This window comes from Modestobacter sp. NPDC049651 (genome assembly GCF_040659695.1).
Classification (GTDB): domain Bacteria; phylum Actinomycetota; class Actinomycetes; order Mycobacteriales; family Geodermatophilaceae; genus Modestobacter.
The window spans coordinates 230,056-249,502 of record NZ_JBFAOG010000005.1 but is presented as its reverse complement, the minus strand read 5'-3'; the positions used below and the strand labels follow the sequence as shown (position 1 = coordinate 249,502).

Genomic DNA, 19,447 nt, shown 5'->3' with positions numbered 1-19,447 from the left:
GGGTGTCTCAGTGGGAGGTGGGCCAGGCCGGCTGGGCGATGGCCCGGCGGGTGGCGGCCACCGTGGCGGCGAGGCCGTAGCCGTGCTTGTCGCGCAGCTGCTCGTCCTCGCCGAAGCCGGCGTAGACCTGCGGGATGCCGAGCCGCTCGAAGGCGCTGAGGTGGATGCCCCGGTCGGCGACGACGTCGGCGATCCGGCTGGCCAGACCGCCGTAGGCGAGGTGGTCCTCGAGGACGACGAACCGGCCGTGGGTCTCCTCGGCGCACTGCGCGATGAGCTCGGCGTCGATCGGCTTGAGGGTGAACATGTCGACCACCCGCACCGACCGGCCGTCCTTGGCCAGCTCGTCGGCCGCGTCGAGCGCCTGGGCCACGGTGGTGCCGTGGGTGAAGATCGTGGCGTCGGTGCCCTGCCGGGCGACGATGCCCTTGCCGATGCGGATGTCGTGCTCGCCCTCGGCGTAGAGCACCTTGTCCTTCTTGCCGACCGCGAGCCGGATGTACAGCGGCCCGGCCATGGTCATCGACTGCCGGATGACCTCGCCGACCATGGCCGGGTCACCGACCGAGGTGACGGTCATGTTGGTCAGCGCGCACATCAGCGCCAGGTCCTCGACGGCGTAGTGCGTCGAGCCGCCGTTGCCCACCAGGCCGCCGTGCGTACCGATGATCTTGACCGGCAGGTTGGGGTAGCAGACGTCGCTGCGGATCTGCTCCAGCGCCCGCATGCTGAGGAACGGCAGCATGCCGGAGACGACGGGGATGTTGCCGTCGTAGGCCAGGCCGGCGGCGATGCCGACGCAGGCCTGCTCGGCCAGGCCGACGTCGAGGAACCGGTCGGGGTACTTGTCCCGGAACTCGACCAGGGTGGCGCCGATGTCGGGGGTGAGCACCCACAGGTTGTCGTGCGTCTCGCCGAGCTCGGCCAGCGTGGTGCCGATGACCGACCGCGCCGAGAGCATCTCGCCGAACGTGAACGTGACCGGCATCAGACCGTCTCCTTCTTCCGGGAGGCCGCGAGGGCGGCCATCGCCCGCTCGAGGTCGGCGGCGCCCAGGGAGCCGGCGTGCCAGGCGAGGTTGTGCTCCATGAAGTCGACGCCCTTGCCCTTGACCGTCTCGCAGATGACGACGGTCGGGCGGTCGCTGTCGGTGGCCGGCAGGGCGTCGATGGCGCCGACGAGCTGGCCCATGTCGTGGCCGTCGACCTGGACGACGTCCCAGCCGAACGCGCGCCACTTGTCGGGGTAGGGCTCGAAGACCACGCGCTCCTCGGCGAAGCTGGTCATCAGCTGCCGGTTGCGGTCGACGAAGGCGACCAGGTTGCCCAGCTCGTTGCTGCGGGCGGCCATCGCCGCCTCCCAGACCGAGCCCTCGCCGGTCTCGCCGTCGCCGAGCAGGCAGACCACCCGGTGCTGCTCACCGCGGTGCCGGGCGCTCAGCGCCATGCCCACGGCCAGCGGCAGGCCGTGGCCGAGCGAGCCGGTGGAGGCCTCGACGCCGGGCAGCTGCACCTTGCACGGGTGCATGCCGTAGGCGCTGTCGAGCTGGCCGTAGGTGTCGACGATCCCGTCGTAGGAGAAGAAGCCGCGCATCGACATCGCGATGTACATGCAGACCGCGGCGTGGCCCTTGCTCAGGACGAACCGGTCGCGCCGCGGGTTGCTGATGTCGTGCGGGTCGACGTTCAGACCGTGGTGGAACAGGGCGGTGAAGATGTCCGCCGCCGACAGGTCCCCGCCGATGTGGACGGCTCCCTCGTAGGTGCCGCAGAGGTGGAGGAGCTTGGACCGGAGCTCGTACGCCCGGTCCTCGAGCTCGGCCACGGATGGGTCGTCGTCCGTGAGCCAGACGGCAGGGTCGCGCACTGGGGCCTCCTCGTTGATGGCGGTGGGAGCCCGGCCTGGACCGGGCCCCCCTTCCCTCGGCCCGGGCGTCGCGAGCGCCGGGTGGGCCAGTGGTGGCGGTCACAGTATCGAGGGTGTCTTTACTTGTAAACACCCTGGGATCAGCTGTTTACAGGTGAACACCGACCTGGCCATACTCGCCTTCGACCGACGGCGGAACGGGGCCGTCGCCGGCCCTGGCCGGAGCGCGGGAGCGCAGGTCAGCGAGCCGATGCCGCACCGGGACACGGGCCGTTCCCGTCCGGCGCGGTGAGGTCGGTGCACCGCACGTCAGGCCAACACACAGAGAGGTGGCGATCGGCATGACCGAGACGATGGACAGGACCACCCCGGTGACGACCGGGCTCTACATCGGCGGGCAGGAGCGCTCGACGGCGGACACCCTGGAGGTCGTCGACCCGGCGCTGCCCGGCGTCGTCGTCGGCCACGCGGCCGCCGCGACCAAGGACGACGTGGCCGACGCCGTGGCCGCGGCCAAGGCCGCCCACCCGGCGTGGTCGGCGCTGCCGGCGACCGAGCGCGCCGCCCGCATGGCCGCCGCCATCGAGGGCATCGCCGACGACCGCGACGAGGACGCCCGCGTCCTGTCGCTGGAGAACGGCAAGGTCCGGATGGAGGCCCGGGTCGACGCCCTCGTCTTCGAGATCCGCTGGCAGCTGGCGCTGTCGCTCGCCGACGAGGTGGAGCAGACCAAGGTCCTGCCGCCGGCGCCGGGCATCCCGGTGCAGACCACGATCGCCCACCAGTCGCTCGGCGTCGTGACCGTCATCGTCCCGTTCAACTGGCCGCTGGCCATCCTGGCCGCCGCGCTGCCGCACGCGCTGCTGGCCGGCAACACCGCGATCGTGAAGCCCCCGCCCTCGGCGCCGCTGGCGACCGCCCGGCTGGTGCAGCGGGTCGCCGAGAAGCTGCCGCCGGGCGTGCTCAACGTCGTCACCGGCCGGGACGCCGACATGGCCGGCCTGATCGACAACCCCGACGTCGCGAAGGTCTGCTTCACCGGCAGCGTCAACGGCGGCAAGCGGATCATGGAGATGGCCGCCCGCAGCCTCACCCGGGTCACCCTGGAGCTGGGTGGCAACGACCCGGCGATCATCCGGGAGGACGCCGTCCTGGACGACGACCACCTGGACCGGCTGTTCGGCGCGATCTACGACAGCACCGGCCAGATCTGCATGAACGCCAAGCGGCTCTACGTGCACCGCTCCCGCAAGGACGAGCTGGTGTCGGGGCTCTCCGCGCGGCTGGAGAAGGTCGTGCTGGGCCACGGCCTGGCCGAGGGCACCACGATGGGCCCGCTGCACCAGCCCGCGCAGAAGGCGTTCGTGGCCGAGCTGATCGAGGAGGCGAAGGACGCCGGCGCGACCGTGCTGGAGTTCGGCGAGCTCCCCGACGGCGAGCTGGCCGGCGGCAACTTCCTGCGCCCCGCGCTCGTCGTCGACCCCGACCCGTCGCTGCGGGTGGTCACCCAGGAGCAGTTCGGCCCGGTGGTGCCGGTGATCGCCTACGACGACGACGCCGAGGCCGTGCGGATGGCCAACGACACCTGGGGCGGCCTGTGCGCCTCGGTGTGGACCGCCGACGACGCGGCCGCCGACCGGCTCGGCGGGCAGCTGGAGTGCGGCTACGTCTGGGTCAACGACCACGGGGCCGCGCGGCTGGACCTGCGCGCGCCGTTCGGTGGCATGAAGCAGTCGGGCATGGGCCGCGAGCAGGGCATCGAGGGGGTCCGGGCGTTCCAGGACACCCGCTCGATCGCGCACGCCGCGGACGAGACCGCGCAGGCCGGCGCGGCCGGCTGATCCGCACCGGCCGGATCGGGACGGGTGTCCCGATCCGGCCGGGCTGCCCGTGTCGTCACGTAGAGTTGCCGCTGGTGAACCCGCAGCGCGGGGGCGCCCGTCGTGCCACCCCGGTTGAGGAGTCGACCATCGAACCACCGCCGGATGCCATCCGCACGCCCATGCCGACCGTCATCGACAGCGACAACTTCACCCCCCGGCTGCTGGCCCTGCTGTCGAACAGCCTGGTGTGGCGTGAGTCGCGGGCGCTGCGCGCCCGCTTCGGGCTGGGCACCAACGACTGGCGGGTCATCTCCGCCATCGGCATGCGCCCGGGCACCACGGCGTCCGAGATCTCCGAGTTCATCGCCGTGAACAAGGCGATCGTGTCCAAGAGCGTCGGGATCCTGACCGACCGCCGGCTCATCGTGCAGGCCGAGGACGTCGGGCGGGCCCGGCAGCTGTTCCTCACCCAGGCCGGCGCGGACATGCACGACGCGATGCTGCCGATCTCGATGCGCGGGCAGGACATCATCCTGGCCGACCTCCCGCCCGAGGACGTCGACCGGCTCAACCAGCTGCTGCGCCGGCTCGTGTCGCGGGTGCGCGAGCTGCAGGCGGAGGACGTCCTCGAGGAGCTGGAGGCCGGGCGGGGCTGAGGCGGTGACGCGGCCGCCGCCGGTGCGCCGACCGCGGGCCGGCCCTAGGGTCGCAGCCGTGGTCCCCGCCCCGGCCGACGACGCCGACGTCCCCCGGTTCTGGCGGGCGCTCGGCCTGCCCGGGCTGGTCGACGTGCACGTGCACTTCCTGCCCGACTCGGTGCAGCGCAAGGTGTGGCAGTACTTCGCCGACGCCGAGACGCACTACGGGGTGGCCTGGCCGGTGCAGTACCCGCTGCCCGTCCCCGAGCGGCTCGCCGTCCTCGAGCGGCTCGGCGTCCGGGCGTTCCCGACGCTGCCCTACCCGCACAAGGCGGGGATGGCCGCCTGGCTCAACGACCAGGCCGCCGCCTTCGCCCGCGAGCACCCGCAGGTGCTGCACTCGGCGACCTTCTACCCGGAGCCGGAGGCGCCGGTCCACGTGGCCGAGGCGCTCGCCGCCGGCGCCCGGGTGTTCAAGGTGCACGTGCAGGTCGGCGACTTCGACCCGCGCGACCCGCTGCTGGACGCCGTCTGGGCGCGGCTGGAGGAGACCGGGACACCGGTCGTCATCCACTGCGGCTCCGGCCCGCTGGCCGGCGAGCACACCGGGCCGGCGCCGATGAGCGGTCTGCTGGAGCGGCACCCCCGGCTGCAGCTGGTGATCGCCCACCTCGGCATGCCCGAGTACGCGGCGTTCATCGAGCTCGCCGAGCGCTACGAGCGGGTGCACCTGGACACCACGATGTTCGCCACCGACTTCATCGAGCGGCGCACCCCGTTCGACCGCGGCTGGCTGCCTCGGCTGGCCGGGCTGCGCGACAAGGTGCTGCTGGGCAGCGACTTCCCGACCATCCCGTACCCCTACGCCCACCAGCTGGCGGCGCTGCACGGGCTGGGGCTGGGGGAGGAGTGGCTGCGCGCGGTGCTCTGGGAGAACGGCGCCCGGCTGTTCGGGGTGGCGGCGTGAGGCTGACCGCCGCCGTCCTCGGCACCCCCGACCCGCGCGGCCTGGCCCGCTTCTACCAGCGGCTGCTCGGCTGGCCGCTGCGCGACGACACCGACGAGTGGGCCACGTTGCGGCCCGCCGACGGGAGCACCGGGCTGTCGTTCCAGCTGGAACGCGACCACCTGCCGCCGGTGTGGCCGCCGGGACCGGGCACCCAGCAGATGCAGCAGCACCTCGACCTCGAGGTCGACGACCTGGCCGCCGCCTGCGCGCTGGCCGAGGAGGCGGGGGCGCGGCGGATCGGCGGCTACGAGGACGACGACGAGGTGGTGCGCGTGTTCGCCGACCCGGCCGGCCACCCGTTCTGCCTGTTCACCAGCCGTTGAACCCGGTGGCCCGCCGGGGCGCGCTTCTCTAGCCTCGGGCGCCGTGACGCTCCCCGACCTGCCCTCCGGCCTGACCGCCCGACCGCTGGAGCCCGGTGACCTGCCCGCGGTCGCCGCGCTGCTGGCCGCCGCCGAGGAGGTCGACGACACCGGCGAGCACGAGGACGCCGACGACCTGGCCGAGGCGCTGCTCAACGACCTCGTCGACCTGGCCCGCGACACCCGGGTGGTGCTCGACGGCGACCGGGTGGTGGCCTACGGCGACGTGGTCGCCCCGCCCACCTTCCGCGGCGCGTTCGGGGTGCAGCTCGGCGGCCGGGTGCACCCCGGCCGGCGCGGCCGGGGGATCGGCCGGGCGCTGCTGGGCTGGCAGCTGGCCCGGGCCGCGGAGGTGCACGCCGAGCGGCATTCGGGGATGCCGGCCCGGGTGTCGACGTCGCTGAGCACGGCGATGACCTCGGCCGAGGCGCTGGCCCGCCGGGCCGGGCTGGCACCGCAGCGCTGGTTCTCCGCCATGGAACGGCCGCTCAGCGACCTGCCCGCCCGCCGGGAGGTGCCCGGCGTGCAGCTCGTGCCGTTCACCTGGGACCGGGACGACGAGGTGCGCCGCGCGCACAACGCCTCGTTCACCGAGCACTACGGGTCCTCCGAGCGCGACGAGACCAGCTGGCGCACCTGGTTCACCGGGCGGCGGGCGTTCCGCCCCGACCTGTCGGTGCTCGCGGTCGAGGACGGCGCGGTCGTCGGCTACGTGCTCGCCTACGTCCACGACTCCGACACCCGGGCCACCGGCGTCGCGACGACGTACCTCGGGCAGATCGGCGTGCTGCCCGCGGCCCGCGGCCGGGGGCTGGCGACGGCCTCGATCGCCGCCGCCCTGCAGGTCGCGGCCGAGCACGGCTGCGGCGGAGCGGCGCTCGGCGTCGACAGCGAGAACAGCAGCGGCGCGCTGCGGCTGTACGAGGGGCTGGGCTTCCGGACCCGCCGCACGCACGTCACCTGGGTGCGGGAGCTCGACCCGGTGGGCTGACCCCCCTCGTTCGCGCGGCGTTCACCCCACCCGGGTGGGCAGCCGCGGCACGGCGTGTCACCATGGACGACGGCCCGCGGACACGCACGCCGGCCCAGGGACTCCGGGAGGTGGCAGGGACATGCGCACCGAGCCCCCCAGTCACAGTCCCGAGGTCCCCACCCGCTGACAGCTCCGGTCGCCCGCTGACCGGGGCGGCGCTGCGCGCGGGGACCTCACCGGCGTCCCACCCCAGCGTCCCTCCCGGGAGTCGTCGTGTCCGACCGTCGCCGCATGCACCGCACCGCCCCGCGCGCTGCGCTCTCCACCCTCACCCGCCGTCCCCGCCCGGTGGCCGTCGTGCCCCGCGTCGAGCGCCCTGCGCCGTCGCCCGGCCCGGTCACCCTGCAGTCGCGGATGGTCGACAACGCCGTCTACTCCGCCGGCCGGCGGATCGCCACGCCCGGCACCGCGGCCGACAGCCACGAGTGGCTGACCGAGGGCTTCGACGACCGGATGGTGTGGCTGGGGCTCTACCGCCCGGAGCCCGCCGAGCTCGGTGAGCTGGCCGAGCTGTTCGACCTGCCGGAGCTCGCCGTCGAGGACGCCATCCAGGCGCACCAGCGGCCGAAGTTCGAGCGCTACGGCGACACGCTGTTCGTCGTCCTCAAGGCCGCCCGGTACCTGGACGCGGCGGAGGAGGTCGACTTCGGCGAGCTGCACCTGTTCCTCGGCAAGGACTTCGTGATCACCGTCCGGCACAGCGAGTCGCCGGACCTCTCCCGCGTGCGGCGCCGGCTGGAGAGCGAGCCGGAGCTGCTGGAGCGGGGGAGCGAGGCGGTGCTCTACGCGATCCTGGACGCCGTCGTCGACGGGTACGCGCCGGTGGTCGCGGGGCTGGAGAACGACATCGACGAGATCGAGGTCGAGGTCTTCCGCGGTGACCCGCAGGTCTCCCGGCGCATCTACGAGCTGTCCCAGGAGGTCGTGGACTTCCAGCGGGCCGCGCAGCCGCTGAGCGGCATCCTCGCCGCGATCACCGCCGGGTTCGAGAAGTACGGCGTCGACGAGGAGCTGCGCAGCTACCTGCGCGACGTCGCCGACCACGTCACGTCGATCACCGAGCGCGTCGACGGCTTCCGGCTGCAGCTGCGCGACATCCTCACCGTCAACGCGACCCTGGTGGCGCAGCGGCAGAACGAGGAGATCCGGGAGCTGACCGAGACCTCGATCGCGCAGGGCGAGGAGGTCAAGAAGATCTCCGCCTGGGCGGCCATCCTCTTCGCCCCGACGCTGGTCGGGACGGTGTACGGGATGAACTTCGAGCACATGCCGGAGCTCGCCTGGCACGGCGGCTACCCGTTCGCGCTGTTCCTGATGCTGATGGTCAGCGTGGTGCTCTACCTGGTCTTCAAGCGCCGCGACTGGATCTAGCCGGAGCGGTGACGTGGCGGGGAACATCCGGCTGGACGCTGCCGTTACCCTGACTGCACAACTACACAGGGGGGCGATTGGTCTCGACTGCGGTCGGGTCACCAGGGGAAGCGAGCCGAGGAAGGCAACGATGAGCTCGTTAACCACGCGTTGCAAACAACACAAGCGCCGACTCCAGTCAGCGCGACTTCGCCCTCGCTGCCTGATAGCAGCGTAGGCGGGTCTGTCAGCCCGGGTTCGTCATCGGCCCGGTCCCTGGCATCAGCTAGATGACTCACTGCACGCACCGGTCACGGATGCGTGCGGGACACCAAACAGTGACTGGGCCCGTCATCCCGACTCGTTCGTGAGATCGGGAGGGTCGAGCAGAGACAGAGCGGACTGCGCTCGGAGAAGCCCTGGTCGCGCGTCGCAGGACGCGGGTTCGATTCCCGCCGCCTCCACCCCACACGAGAACCCGGCAGGTCACCGACCTGCCGGGTTCTCGCACGTCCGGGCCCGGCAGGCGCGTCGTCGGCCGGGGCGCCGGTGGGAGACTGGCCGTACCCGCCGCCGACGGGCGGCCACCCCACCGGAGGACGCCATGCGCAGGTGGACGGTGATCGTGGTGGCCGCCGGAGCTGCGATGCTCGTCGCGGTGGCGGCCTTCACCCTCGGACGGGCGACCGCACCGGCCGGGTACCCGCCCGTCGCGGGGTCCTACCTCGACGGCCTGCGCGAAGGGCAGGCGCAGGGCCGCCTCGAGGGCCGTGCGGAGCAGGAGGGCGCGCAGCTGCCGCCGAACGTCCGTGCGCTGGTGCAGCAGGCCTTCACCTCCGGCTACGTCACCGGGATGAACGACGCCTTCGGGCAGTACGACGGCGGCTGGGTCCTCGGCGTCCCCTGGATCGTCGTGCTGGAGCGCGGTGCCGGCCAGGTCGCCTACCGCTTCGCCCAGCGGACGCCGGTGGAGCCCGGCGTCGACTACGCGCTCTGCGCCGACGGCCGCACGCTGTGCCGCCACCGCCGCTGAGTCGCCGGAGAGCCGGCGGCCGGGCTCAGCCGTGCAGGGTCACCACGTAGCCGTCGGGGTCGCGGAAGGAGAACGTGCGGCCGAACGGGCCGTCGAACGGCTCGGTCACGATCGGCACGCCGTGCGCGGCCAGGTCGGCGTGCACGGCGTCCGGGTCCTCGGCCTTGAGCCACAGCACCATGCCGACGCCGAGCGGGTCGCCGTCGAGGTCGGCGATCGGCTCCCGGACCGCGAACGAGATGGGCTCGGTGGCGAACACGACGGCGTGCGGCGGGCTGACCGGCGCCGGCCGCAGGCCCAGCCGCTCGGTGTAGAACGCGGCGGAGGACACCAGGTCCCGCACCTGGAGGGCGATGAAGTCGGGGCCGATGACGGTCATGGCGGAGCCTCTCTGCAAGAATCAGTACGCCTGACAACATGTCAGGTGTACTGATAACAGTCAAGGGGGCCCACCGTGGCGGACTCGACCGACCGGATCGGCTGGCTGCTCAAGCGCGCGCAGGGGGCGCTCAACGCGGCGATGGGGGAGGCGCTCGCCGAGCACGGCCTCACGCTGTCGCAGTACGCCGTGCTCACCGCGCTGCTGGAGCAGCCGGGCCTGTCCAACGCCGACCTGGCACGCCGGGCGTTCGTCACCCCGCAGACCATGAACCAGGTGCTGCGCGAGCTGGAGACCCGCGGCCTGGTCGCCCGCCGTCCGCACGCCGTGCACGGCCGCGTGCTGCAGGCGCACCTCACGCCGGACGGCGAGCGGTCGCTGCGCGGCTGCACCGCCGGTGTCGACGCGGTCGAGGAGCGGATGCTCGCCGGCCTCCCCGCCGCCGACCGGCAGCGCGTGGCCGATGCCCTCCGGATGTTCACCGAGGCCCTCACCCCGAGCGCCTGACCTCGCGGTTCAGGGTCGGATCCGGGTCCTGCCCGATGTACCGGGGCCCTGCCGCGGGGCAGGCTCGGTGCATGACCTCGACGACCTCCACCCCCCTCGACGGCACCCCCACCGGCCAGCAGCCGACTCCCGGCCGCCCGGCGCTCCAGCGCAGCGGCTCCGACGTGATGCTCGGCGGCGTCTGCGGCGGGCTCGCCGAGTACACCGGCGTCGACGCGCTGCTCTGGCGCGTGGGCGCGCTGGTGTTCGCGCTCGCCGGCCCCGGCGTCCTCGTCTACCTGCTGCTGTGGCTGCTCATGCCGCAGGGCCCGGTCGCCCCCGACCGGCAGCCCAACGCGGCCGAGCGCGTCATGGACCGGCTGCGCGGCGCCCTCACCGGCAAGCGGAGCACGCCGGCCGCCTGACCCGCGGGCCGGGCGGGCTCACGCGGCGAGCAGGCGGTGCACCAGCTGGACGGCGATCGACCCCTCGCCGACCGCGGAGGCGACCCGCTTGACCGACCCGTGCCGCACGTCCCCGGCCGCGAGCACCCCGCGGAGGCTGGTCTCCAGGTGCAGCGGCGGACGGCCCAGCTCGTCCGCCGCTGCGGCGCCCAGGTCCGCGCCGGTGAGCACGAACCCGTCGGCGTCGCGCCGCACGGTCGGCGGCAGCCAGTCGGTGTGCGGGCTGGCGCCGATCATGAGGAACAGTGCCTGCGCCTCGACGGTCTCCTCGACGCCGCTGGCCCGGTCGCGGAGCACCAGGTGGTCCAGCCGCCCGTCGCCCCCGCCGCCGACCACCTCGGTGCCGGTGCGCACCTCGACGTTGCGCGTGGCCCGGACCTGCCGCACCAGGTAGTGCGACATCCCGGCCTCCAGCAGCGGCCCGCGCACGACCAGGGTGACGTGCCGGGCGTAGTGAGCCAGGTGGACGACGGCCTGCCCGGCCGAGTTGGCCCCGCCGACCACCACGACGTCCTGGCCGGCGACGAGCAGGGCCTCCGACGCGGCCGCGCCGTAGACGACCCCGGACCCGCGCAGCGCCTCCAGCGCCGGCACCCCGAGCCGGCGGTAGCTGGCACCGGTGGCCAGCAGCACCGCCGGCGTGACCACCACGCCGCCGGTCTCCAGCGACACCACGACGCCGTCGTCCGCGCGGGCCAGGTGCGCCACCCGCTGCATGAACGCGAACCGGGCGCCGAACAGCCAGGCCTGCTCGTGGGCCCGGCGGGCCAGGTCGGCGCCGCCGATGCCGCGCGGGAAGCCCAGGTAGTTGCGGATCGACGAGCTGGTGGTCGCCTGCCCGCCCAGCGCGCCCTCGTCGACGACCAGCGTGCGCAGCCCCTCCGACGCCCCGTACACGCCGGCCGACAGCCCGGCCGGTCCGCAGCCGACGATGACCAGGTCGTAGCGGTCGCGGTCGGGCGCCACCGCGGTGCCGGCCGCCCGGGCGATGTCGACGTCCGTGGGGTCCTCGTAGACCACGCCGTCCGGCATCACCATCACCGGGAACCGCTCCGCCCCGGTGCCGGCCAGCGCGGCCCGGCCCGCCGCCGACGTCGCCAGGTGGAACCGGTGCGGCATCGCGCAGCGCTCGAGCGTCGCCCGCAGCTCGTAGGAGCGCCCCGACCAGGTGTCGCCGACGACCTCGATGGTGTGCGGGGCGTTGTGCCGGGCCTCCGCCCAGGTCAGCAGGAAGCTCGCCACGGCCTGGTGGAACTGCTCGTCCGGCGGCCGTGCCGGGCGGATCAGGTGGTGGTCGATGCGGCCCTGCCCGATCGCCTCGCGGATGGTCTCCGCGGTCTCCTCGTCACCGCGCTTCCCCCACGGGACCAGCAGCACCCGCCGGGCGTGCGGGTAGCGCGCGGGCACCTCGGCCAGCAGGTCGGTGCCGGGTGCGCCGTCCAGCGTCTCGGCGGCCAGCACGAGGGCGACCTCCCGCCCGTCCGCCGCGAGGCTCTCCAGCGTGCGCCGGGCCTCGTCCGCCGAGGTGGGGAGGCAGACCTCGTAGTCGGTCGTGTACCGGGTGCGCAGCTCACGCTCGACGGGGGCGCGCAGGTCGGCGTCCTCGTCGACGGCGAGCACGACCGGGCGCTGCGGGAGCGGGTCCAGTGGCATGTCGGGTCCCGGGGTGGCGGCGGCTCCCCGGCGTCCGTGCCCGTGGGGAGCGACGCCGCACTGTGGCACGGTCCGCTCGCCGCCGACCCTGGTGCGCCGGGCGCGGGCGAGCGCCCCAGCGTGGCATCACCGAGGGGAGGCGGCCGGTGCCGCACCCCGGGGCGTGCGGACGCCGGGACGTCGGGTAGGACCAGCGCCATGGAGTTCCGACACCTGGGCCGCAGCGGCCTCAAGATCAGCGAGATCACCTACGGCAACTGGATCACCCACGGCGGCCAGGTCGAGGCCGACGCCGCGACCGCCTGCGTGCGGGCCGCGCTGGACAACGGCATCACCAGCTTCGACACCGCCGACGGCTACGCCGAGGGCCGGGCCGAGCAGGTGCTGGGCAAGGCGCTGGCCGGCGAGAAGCGCAGCAGCATCGAGATCTTCAGCAAGGTCTACTGGCCGACCGGGCAGGGCGCCAACGAGCGCGGGCTGTCCCGCAAGCACATCCGCGACTCGATCGAGGGTTCGCTGCGCCGGCTGGGCACCGACTACCTCGACCTCTACCAGGCCCACCGGTACGACTACGAGACGCCGCTGGAGGAGACGATGCTCGCCTTCGCCGACGTCGTCCGCAGCGGCAAGGCGCTCTACATCGGCGTCTCCGAGTGGCGGGCCGAGGAGATCCGGGCGGGCAAGGCGCTGGCCGACGAGCTGAAGATCCCGCTGGTGTCCAACCAGCCGCAGTACTCGGCGCTGTACCGGGTGCCCGAGGCCGAGGTCATCCCGACCTCCCGCGAGCTGGGCCTGAGCCAGATCGTCTTCTCGCCGATCGCCCAGGGCATCCTCACCGGCAAGTACCTGCCCGGTCAGCCGGCGCCCGAGGGCTCCCGGGCCACCGACGAGAAGGGCGGCGGCGCGAGCTTCATCTCCCGCTGGATGACCGACGACGTCCTCTCCCGGGTGCAGGAGCTCAAGCCGATCGCCGACGACCTCGGCCTGTCGATGGCCGCGCTGGCCGTCGCGTGGGTGCTGTCGGAGGAGAACGTCGCCGCGGCGATCGTCGGCGCCAGCCGGCCCGAGCAGGTCGTCGACAACGTCAAGGCCAGCGGCGTGCAGCTGGACGGCGGGGTGAAGGCGCGCATCGACGAGGTGCTCGCGCCGATCGCCGTCACCGACCCGGCGCTGACCCAGAGCCCGAACCCGCGCCCCTGACCCGCTGAGGCACAGGAAGCTCTGCACCCGCATCCCGCCGGGAAAGCGGGTGCAGAGCTTCCTATGCCTGGGGGCGGGTCGGGGGGCCGTGCCGGTGGCCGGCGAGGTGGCCGGGGTGCGCGGCGTGCCCGCCCGGTCGCTGGGCCGGCGTGATCCGCGGCAGCTCGCTGGTCAGCCAGCGCACCGGACGCCGCTGCGCCGGGCGCCGCGCGGCCAGGAAGTCCAGCGCGATCGCCGCCGTCCACGACTGGTCGCGGCTGCCCAGCACCTCGCCGGTGACCGGCTGGTAGTACTCCGCGAAGTCGCAGTCGACGAGCTGGGACAGCCCGGCCAGCCGCAGCTGGTTGGCCGCCTCCTGCTCACCCGACCGGTTCAGCGCCCAGGCCATCAGCCAGTTGAGCACCGGCCACTGCGGTCCGCGCCAGTAGGTGCGCTCCCGGAAGGACGGCGAGGCGGGGGAGACCGAGGGGACGACCGGCCAGCGCAGCCGCGAGTGGCCGCACCAGCGGGGGCCGAGCAGCAGGTCGCGCTGCCGGCGGGTGAGGTGCTCGTCGCCGCCGCAGAGCAGCGGGGCGAACCCGGCGGCGCTCTCGACGTCCAGCCACCGGCCGGTGCGCAGGTCGAGGTCCCGGGCCAGGCCGGTGTCCGGGTTGACCGACCGCAGCACCCCGGTGCGGAACCGCCGGGCGATCGCCCGCGACTGCTCCACCCCGCCCGCCGCGCCGCCGCCGATGCCCAGCTCCTCGCCCATGTCGGCGAGCAGGTCGCTGGCCGCGGCCAGCAGCGCCGACACCAGCACGTCGCCGACGACGAAGTCGCCGGTCGACCGGTAGGCCGCGTCGTCGTAGCGGGCGCGCACCTTCTGCTCGAGCAGCCACAGGTAGCGGGCGTACTCCTCGTCGGTGGGCCGCTGCGAGGGGTCGCTGACGTGCGCGAGGTCGGCGCGCACGAACGGCGGCATGTCCGGCTGGGGGCGCACGTTCGCGTAGGGCTCGTCCCAGCGCGGCGAGTCGTCCATCCCGGACTCCCAGCCGTGGTGGATCTCCACCAGCCCGTAGGTGTACGGGTCGCGGGCGGTGGCCAGGTACTGGTGCCAGGCCAGCCACTGGTCGAACGTCTCGACCACGAACTGCTCGGCCAGCTCCTGGTCCGCACCGCCCTTGCGGCGCGCGTCGTGCAGGATCCGGGACAGCGCGATCACGTGGATCGGCGGCTGGCAGATGCCCGAGGTGAGCACCCCGGCCGGGCGGGCCGCGGCGACCTGGGTGCGCCACCGCTCGGGGCCGGGGAAGTAGTCGCTGGGCTCGTGGAACAGGATGTGCGGGATCATCCCGGTCGCCCACTGGCCGGTCAGCAGCGTGCGCAGCTCCGCGAGCGCCCGGGGCACCGAGACCGTCGCGATGCCCAGCGCCACGAACCCGGCGTCCCAGCTCCACATGTGCGGGTAGAGCGTCGGCGAGGCGACGGTGAACGAGCCGCGGTCGTTGGCGCGCAGCACGTAGCCCGCCCGCCCGGACATCAACCCGATCTCGACCGCGCTCGGCTGGGACACCGACATCTGCCGATCAGCTCCTCTCGGTCCTGCCGGTGATCCTCCCCCGAGCAGGCCGGTGGCGCGGGCAGTTCACCCAAACGTCACGCAGCGGGTGTTGACCGGCGCCACCACGGCGCCTGGGCCAGCAGGTACAGCGCCACGCCGACCAGCAGCATCACGCCGGCCCACAGCCACGTCCGGGCCTCCTGCTGCCACAGCAGCAGCACGCACGAGGCGATCGCGAGCACCGGCACGACCACCGGGATCGTGAAGTGGTCGGCGGCGACCCGGTCGCGGCGCAGCACCAGCACCGCGGTGTTGGTGCTCAGGAATACCAGCAGGAGCAGCAGGACGACGATGTTCGCCAGGTCGCCCAGGTCGCCGTTGAGGGTGAGCCCCATGGCCACCGCGGTGGTCACCACGATCGCCACCCACGGGGTGCGCCGCCCGGGCAGCACCGCGCCGAGCACCGGGGGCAGCAGCCGCTGCTCGGCCAGCCCGAACACCATCCGGCTGGCCATGATCATCGTCAGCAGCGCGCCGTTGGCGACGGCGATGAGCGCCACCGCGCTGAACAGCCGGTCCGGGATGCCGATGCCGCTGGCCTGCACCACGGCCAGCAGCGGGCCGGAGGACGCGGACAGCTCGTCGGCCGGCAGCACCACCGCGGCCACCAGACCGACCAGCACGTACACCACCCCGGCGGTGAGCAGCGCGCCGAACAGCGCCCGCGGGTAGACCCGGCGCACGTCGCGCACCTCCTCGGCGACGTTGGCCGAGGTCTCGAACCCGACGAAGGAGTAGTAGGCGAGCAGCGCGGCCGCCAGCACGGCCGAGCCGGCGGAGACCCCGTCGGGGAACTCGACGACGCGGCCGGCGTCGCCGTCGCCGCGGCCCAGCACGATCGCGCCGACGACCACCACCAGCAGCAGCCCGGACACCTCGATCGCCGTCATCACGACGTTGGCCCGCACCGACTCCTTGATGCCGCGGGCGTTGACCAGCGCGACCACGAGCAGGAACACCAGCGCGGCCGGGACGGCGGGCACGTCGAGGAACACCGAGAGGTAGTCGCCGGCGAACGCCAGCGCCAGCCCCGCGGCGCTGGTGACCCCGGCGGCGAGCATGCAGTAGCCGACCAGGAACGACACGACCGGACGGCGGAACGCCCGCTCGGCGAAGACCGCCGAACCACCGGCCTGCGGGTACTTGGTGACCAGCTCGGCGTACGAGCCGGCCGTCAGCAGCGCCAGCAGCAGGGCGACCAGCATGGGCACCCAGACCGCGCCGCCGACCTCGCCGGCGATCTCACCGACCAGCGCGTAGATGCCGGCGCCCAGCACGTCGCCGAGCACGAAGACGTACAGCAGCTTGCCGGTGACCGCCCGTCGGAGGGTGCCGCCCTGCTCGTCGGCGGACGTCGTGGTCTGCGTGTCGGTCGGCCTGCTCACCGCAAGATCCTCACCAGCTGGGCCGACCGCGGCAACCGCGCGCCTGCCCCGGGCGGGTGACAGGAGCCCGCCGGCCGCCTCCCGGGCGGTGCCCGCGGGCCCAGGATGACGGCACAGCTCCCGCCACGGAGGCCCGAGCCCACCCGGTGCCCAGCACCACCAGGACGGAGCACCGGATGACCGCGGTCGAGCGCGCGCCCGCTCCGCCCCAGGGCTGGGCCGCCGCGCTCGTGGAGGTGCTCGCCGACCCGGCCCGCCCCGCGCTGGTCTTCCAGCCGATCGTCGACCTGCGCCGCGGCCTGGTCTGCGGCTACGAGGCGCTGTCCCGGTTCGGGGACGACGCCGCCTGCGGGCCGGACCGCTGGTTCGCCGCCGCGGACGAGCTGGGTCTCGGCGCCGCGCTGGAGGCCCGCGTCGTCTGCGCCGCCCTCTCCGCCCGCGCCACCCTGCCGGCAGACTGCTTCCTGACCGTCAACGTCAGCCCGCACCTGCTCACCGAGCCCGAGCTGGCCGACCTGCTGCTCTCGGCCGGCGACCTCTCCCGGGTGGTGCTCGAGCTGACCGAGCACGTGCCGGTCGACGACCACCAGCGGCTCACCGGCCTGCTCGACCAGCTCCGCGCCGCGGGGGCGGCGATCGCGCTGGACGACGCCGGCTCGGGCTACTCGGGGCTGCAGCAGCTGGCGCTGCTCCGCCCGCAGTTCGTCAAGCTCGACCGGGCGCTGGTCGACCACGTCGACCGGGACGAGGCGAAGCTCGCGCTGGCCGAGCTGCTGGGCACCTACGCCGGCCGGCTGGACGCCTGGCTGCTGGTCGAGGGCGTCGAGCGGTTCGAGGAGCTGGACGCGTTCGTCCGGATGGGCGTCCCGCTGGCCCAGGGGTACCTGCTCGCCCGGCCGGGCCCGGGCTGGCCGCAGCTCGACCCCGAGCTGGCTGCCCGGCTGCGGGCCATGACCGAGCGGGCCCGGCAGGGCGAGTCGGTCGCCGGGCTGGTGGAGCGGGTGCCGACCGTGCCCGCCGGCCCCGACCTCCGCGCCGACCTCGCCGCCGCACGGCGGCTGCTCGCCGCGGACCCGGGCCTGGACCTGGTCGCCGCCGTCGACGAGCGCGGCTGCCCGACCGCTCTGGTGCGTCCCGGGCTGCGGGGCGGTGACCGGGACCTGCAGGTGCTCCCGGTCAGCCTGCGGGTGCGCCCGGCCACCCCGGTGGTCGACGTGGCCGTGCGGGCGATGACCCGGGTCGCCGCGCGGCGGTTCGACCCGGCGGTCTGCGTCGACGCCAGCGGCGCGCTGCTGGGCGTCGTCCGGCCCGAACGGATGACGCTGCGGCTGGCCGACCTCCACTCCGGTGGCGCGGCCGCCGATGCCACCGGGGACGGAACGACCGACCCGGACGCCGCGTAGCGTTCCGGGGGACGAGGAGGAACCCGGTGAAGGAGTTCGACTGCGCGGACGTGGTGCCCGGCTGCGGCGCCAGCTTCCGCGCGCCGACGGCCGAGGAGCTGCTGGCGCACGGGCGGGTGCACGCCCAGTGGGGCCACGGCAGGAGCGAGGCCGACCTGCCCGCCGTCGACGTGGCGGTGGGCCGGGCGATCCGCGACGCCGGCTGACCACCCCGGGCCGCTCCGCCGCCTCCCGGCGCGGAGCCGCCCGTCGGACCAGGACGTGACGACCTCCGCGGTGCCGCCGCTGCTGGCCGGTGGACGGCGCACGGTCGTGCGGCTCCTCGGGCTGGTGGTCGGCGCCAACCTGGTCGGCGCCGTCACCGTGGCGCTGCTGCTGGTCGGTCTCTCCGGCGGGCGCAACCCTCAGGAGCCGGGCACCCGCACGGTGCTGCTGCTGGTCGTGATCGGCTACGGGGTGCTCGCGCTGCCGCTGGGCATCGCCGCCGGGCTGCAGCGGCAGCGGGTCACCCGGGCGTGGCTGGCGGCCGGCCGGCCGCCCAGCCGCACCGAGGCGGCGCACGCCCTGCGGCTGCCGCTGGACACCGCGCTGGTCGCCGCCCTGACCTGGCTGGTCGGCGCGGTCCTCGCCGGGGTCGTCGCCGGTGTCGTCTCCCCGGACCCGGCCGTGGGCCTGCGCACCGGGCTGTCCTCGGTGCTCGGCGGGATCGTGACCACCGGCGTGAGCTACCTCCTCGTCGACCGCGCTGCCCGCCCGGTCACCACCCGCGCGCTCGCCGCGCACCCGCCGACCGGTTCGCTGCTGCTCGGCGTCCGGGTCCGGATGTTCCTCGCCTGGGGTCTCACCAGCGGTGTCCCGCTGCTGGGCCTGGTCTCGCTGTTCCTCGACCCGAGCCTGCACGGCCGGGTCAGCGACGCGGCGGTGGTGTTCCTCGCCGTGGTCGCGCTGGTCGTCGGGGGACTCGCCACCCTGCTCACCGCCCGCGCCGTCGGCAGCCCGCTGCGCGAGCTGCGCCACGCGGTGCAGGAGATCGGGCAGGGCGACACCTCGGTGCGCGTCGTCGTCGACGACGCCGGCGAGATCGGCCTGCTCCAGGACGGCGTCAACACGATGGCCGCCGGGCTGGGGGAGCGGGAGCGGCTGCGCGACCTGTTCGGCCGGCACGTGGGGGCGACGGTCGCCCAGCAGGCGCTGGACCGGGGCATCGCGCTGGGCGGTGAGGAGCGCACGGTCGCGGCGCTGTTCGTCGACGTCACCGGCTCGACGGCGCTCGCGCAGCACGCCGGCGCCGAGGCGATGGTCGGCCTGCTCAACCGGTTCTTCGCGGTCGTCGTCGAGGCCACCTCCGCCGAGGGCGGGCTGGTGAACAAGTTCCAGGGCGACGCGGCGCTGTGCGTGTTCGGCGCGCCCGCCGACCACCCCGACCCGGCGGGCGCCGCGCTGCGCGCCGCCCGGGCCGTCGTCGCCGCGGTGGCCGCGGCCGGCGAGGTCGACATCGGCGTCGGCGTGGCGTTCGGCCCGGTCGTCGCCGGACAGGTGGGGGCCCGCTCGCGGCTGGAGTACACGGTGATCGGCGACCCGGTGAACGAGGCCGCCCGGCTGACCGAGCTGGCCAAGGCGCTGCCCGGGCGGGTGCTGGCGACCGGACGCGCGGTGCGCGCCGCGGCCGGCGACGAGGCCGCCCACTGGGTGCCCGGCGAGGTGCTCACGCTGCGCGGCCGCGCGCAGCCGACGCCCACCTGGGTGCGCGCCGGCTGAGCGGT

At 74.4% G+C, this 19,447-nt stretch carries 19 protein-coding genes and 1 other RNA gene; 14 read left to right on the top strand and 6 right to left on the bottom strand.

Translation table 11 applies throughout. The features are described 5' to 3' along the window. Positions 1-7: 7 nt before the first annotated feature. Both AB0J00_RS10195 and AB0J00_RS10190 read right to left on the bottom strand, forming a co-directional pair. Positions 8-988 carry a transketolase C-terminal domain-containing protein gene (locus AB0J00_RS10195; protein ID WP_357743693.1) on the bottom strand — a complete coding sequence of 327 codons (981 nt, stop codon included), beginning with the start codon at positions 986-988 and terminating at the stop codon, positions 8-10. Beyond that, the gene (locus tag AB0J00_RS10190; protein WP_357743691.1) at positions 988-1,824 is read right to left on the bottom strand and encodes a transketolase; all 837 of its coding nucleotides are present in this window, start codon (positions 1,822-1,824) and stop codon (positions 988-990) included. The genes AB0J00_RS10195 and AB0J00_RS10190 overlap by 1 nt, the downstream gene beginning before the upstream one ends. Before the next feature lie 383 nt (positions 1,825-2,207). Here AB0J00_RS10190 and AB0J00_RS10185 point away from each other — a divergent pair, with 383 nt between their 5' ends. From AB0J00_RS10185 to AB0J00_RS10150, 8 genes are all read left to right on the top strand, one after another. Next, positions 2,208-3,707 (top strand): aldehyde dehydrogenase family protein, encoded by a 1,500-nt coding sequence (locus AB0J00_RS10185; protein ID WP_357743689.1) that lies wholly within the window; start codon positions 2,208-2,210, stop codon positions 3,705-3,707. Positions 3,708-3,868: 161 nt separating this feature from the next. Next, positions 3,869-4,345: a MarR family winged helix-turn-helix transcriptional regulator gene (locus tag AB0J00_RS10180; RefSeq protein ID WP_357743687.1), complete on the top strand. Its 477-nt coding sequence runs from the start codon at positions 3,869-3,871 to the stop codon at positions 4,343-4,345. Positions 4,346-4,403: 58 nt separating this feature from the next. Then, positions 4,404-5,294 carry an amidohydrolase family protein gene (locus AB0J00_RS10175; protein WP_357743685.1) on the top strand — a complete coding sequence of 297 codons (891 nt, stop codon included), beginning with the start codon at positions 4,404-4,406 and terminating at the stop codon, positions 5,292-5,294. Then, the gene (locus AB0J00_RS10170) at positions 5,291-5,659 is read left to right on the top strand and encodes a VOC family protein (RefSeq protein WP_357743683.1); all 369 of its coding nucleotides are present in this window, start codon (positions 5,291-5,293) and stop codon (positions 5,657-5,659) included. Before AB0J00_RS10175 ends, AB0J00_RS10170 begins: the two co-directional genes overlap by 4 nt. Before the next feature lie 43 nt (positions 5,660-5,702). After that, a complete protein-coding gene (locus AB0J00_RS10165) occupies positions 5,703-6,689 on the top strand; it encodes a GNAT family N-acetyltransferase (protein ID WP_357743681.1) in 987 nt (328 codons plus the stop codon). A gap of 273 nt (positions 6,690-6,962) precedes the next feature. Further along, a complete protein-coding gene (locus tag AB0J00_RS10160; protein WP_357743679.1) occupies positions 6,963-8,102 on the top strand; it encodes a magnesium and cobalt transport protein CorA in 1,140 nt (379 codons plus the stop codon). Between the two features lie 69 nt (positions 8,103-8,171). Next, positions 8,172-8,548: a transfer-messenger RNA gene (gene ssrA, locus AB0J00_RS10155) on the top strand. 137 nt (positions 8,549-8,685) lie between these two features. Further along, positions 8,686-9,114: a hypothetical protein gene (locus AB0J00_RS10150; protein ID WP_357743677.1), complete on the top strand. Its 429-nt coding sequence runs from the start codon at positions 8,686-8,688 to the stop codon at positions 9,112-9,114. Between the two features lie 25 nt (positions 9,115-9,139). On the opposite strand, the gene AB0J00_RS10145 is transcribed toward AB0J00_RS10150, so the two are convergent. Next, on the bottom strand, positions 9,140-9,493 hold the full coding sequence (locus tag AB0J00_RS10145) for a VOC family protein (protein WP_357743675.1): 354 nt from the start codon (positions 9,491-9,493) through the stop codon (positions 9,140-9,142). 75 nt (positions 9,494-9,568) lie between these two features. On the opposite strand from AB0J00_RS10145, the gene AB0J00_RS10140 reads away from it, so the two are divergent. Further along, entirely contained in the window at positions 9,569-10,000 is a 432-nt protein-coding gene (locus AB0J00_RS10140) for a MarR family transcriptional regulator (RefSeq protein ID WP_357743673.1), read from the top strand. 71 nt (positions 10,001-10,071) lie between these two features. Continuing rightward, positions 10,072-10,404 carry a PspC domain-containing protein gene (locus AB0J00_RS10135; protein ID WP_357743671.1) on the top strand — a complete coding sequence of 111 codons (333 nt, stop codon included), beginning with the start codon at positions 10,072-10,074 and terminating at the stop codon, positions 10,402-10,404. Between the two features lie 18 nt (positions 10,405-10,422). On the opposite strand, the gene AB0J00_RS10130 is transcribed toward AB0J00_RS10135, so the two are convergent. Continuing rightward, a complete protein-coding gene (locus AB0J00_RS10130; protein ID WP_357743669.1) occupies positions 10,423-12,096 on the bottom strand; it encodes an FAD-dependent oxidoreductase in 1,674 nt (557 codons plus the stop codon). Positions 12,097-12,294: 198 nt separating this feature from the next. Here AB0J00_RS10130 and AB0J00_RS10125 point away from each other — a divergent pair, with 198 nt between their 5' ends. Continuing rightward, positions 12,295-13,296: an aldo/keto reductase family protein gene (locus AB0J00_RS10125; RefSeq protein WP_357743667.1), complete on the top strand. Its 1,002-nt coding sequence runs from the start codon at positions 12,295-12,297 to the stop codon at positions 13,294-13,296. 61 nt (positions 13,297-13,357) lie between these two features. Here the strand turns inward: AB0J00_RS10125 and AB0J00_RS10120 are convergent, their stop codons facing one another. Together AB0J00_RS10120 and AB0J00_RS10115 are read right to left on the bottom strand one after the other, a co-directional pair. Further along, positions 13,358-14,854 (bottom strand): glycoside hydrolase 100 family protein, encoded by a 1,497-nt coding sequence (locus tag AB0J00_RS10120; RefSeq protein WP_357743665.1) that lies wholly within the window; start codon positions 14,852-14,854, stop codon positions 13,358-13,360. A gap of 77 nt (positions 14,855-14,931) precedes the next feature. Then, positions 14,932-16,281, bottom strand: a complete 1,350-nt coding sequence (locus AB0J00_RS10115; protein ID WP_357743663.1) for an APC family permease — start codon at positions 16,279-16,281, stop codon at positions 14,932-14,934. 176 nt (positions 16,282-16,457) lie between these two features. Between AB0J00_RS10115 and AB0J00_RS10110 the strand changes: the two genes are divergently transcribed. From AB0J00_RS10110 to AB0J00_RS10100, 3 genes are read left to right on the top strand one after another with little or no spacing between them, the layout of a single operon-like run. Then, positions 16,458-17,684, top strand: a complete 1,227-nt coding sequence (locus AB0J00_RS10110) for an EAL domain-containing protein (protein WP_357743661.1) — start codon at positions 16,458-16,460, stop codon at positions 17,682-17,684. 26 nt (positions 17,685-17,710) lie between these two features. Continuing rightward, positions 17,711-17,890 carry a DUF1059 domain-containing protein gene (locus tag AB0J00_RS10105; RefSeq protein ID WP_357743659.1) on the top strand — a complete coding sequence of 60 codons (180 nt, stop codon included), beginning with the start codon at positions 17,711-17,713 and terminating at the stop codon, positions 17,888-17,890. 55 nt (positions 17,891-17,945) lie between these two features. Next, positions 17,946-19,442: an adenylate/guanylate cyclase domain-containing protein gene (locus AB0J00_RS10100; RefSeq protein ID WP_357743657.1), complete on the top strand. Its 1,497-nt coding sequence runs from the start codon at positions 17,946-17,948 to the stop codon at positions 19,440-19,442. Positions 19,443-19,447: the final 5 nt, after the last annotated feature.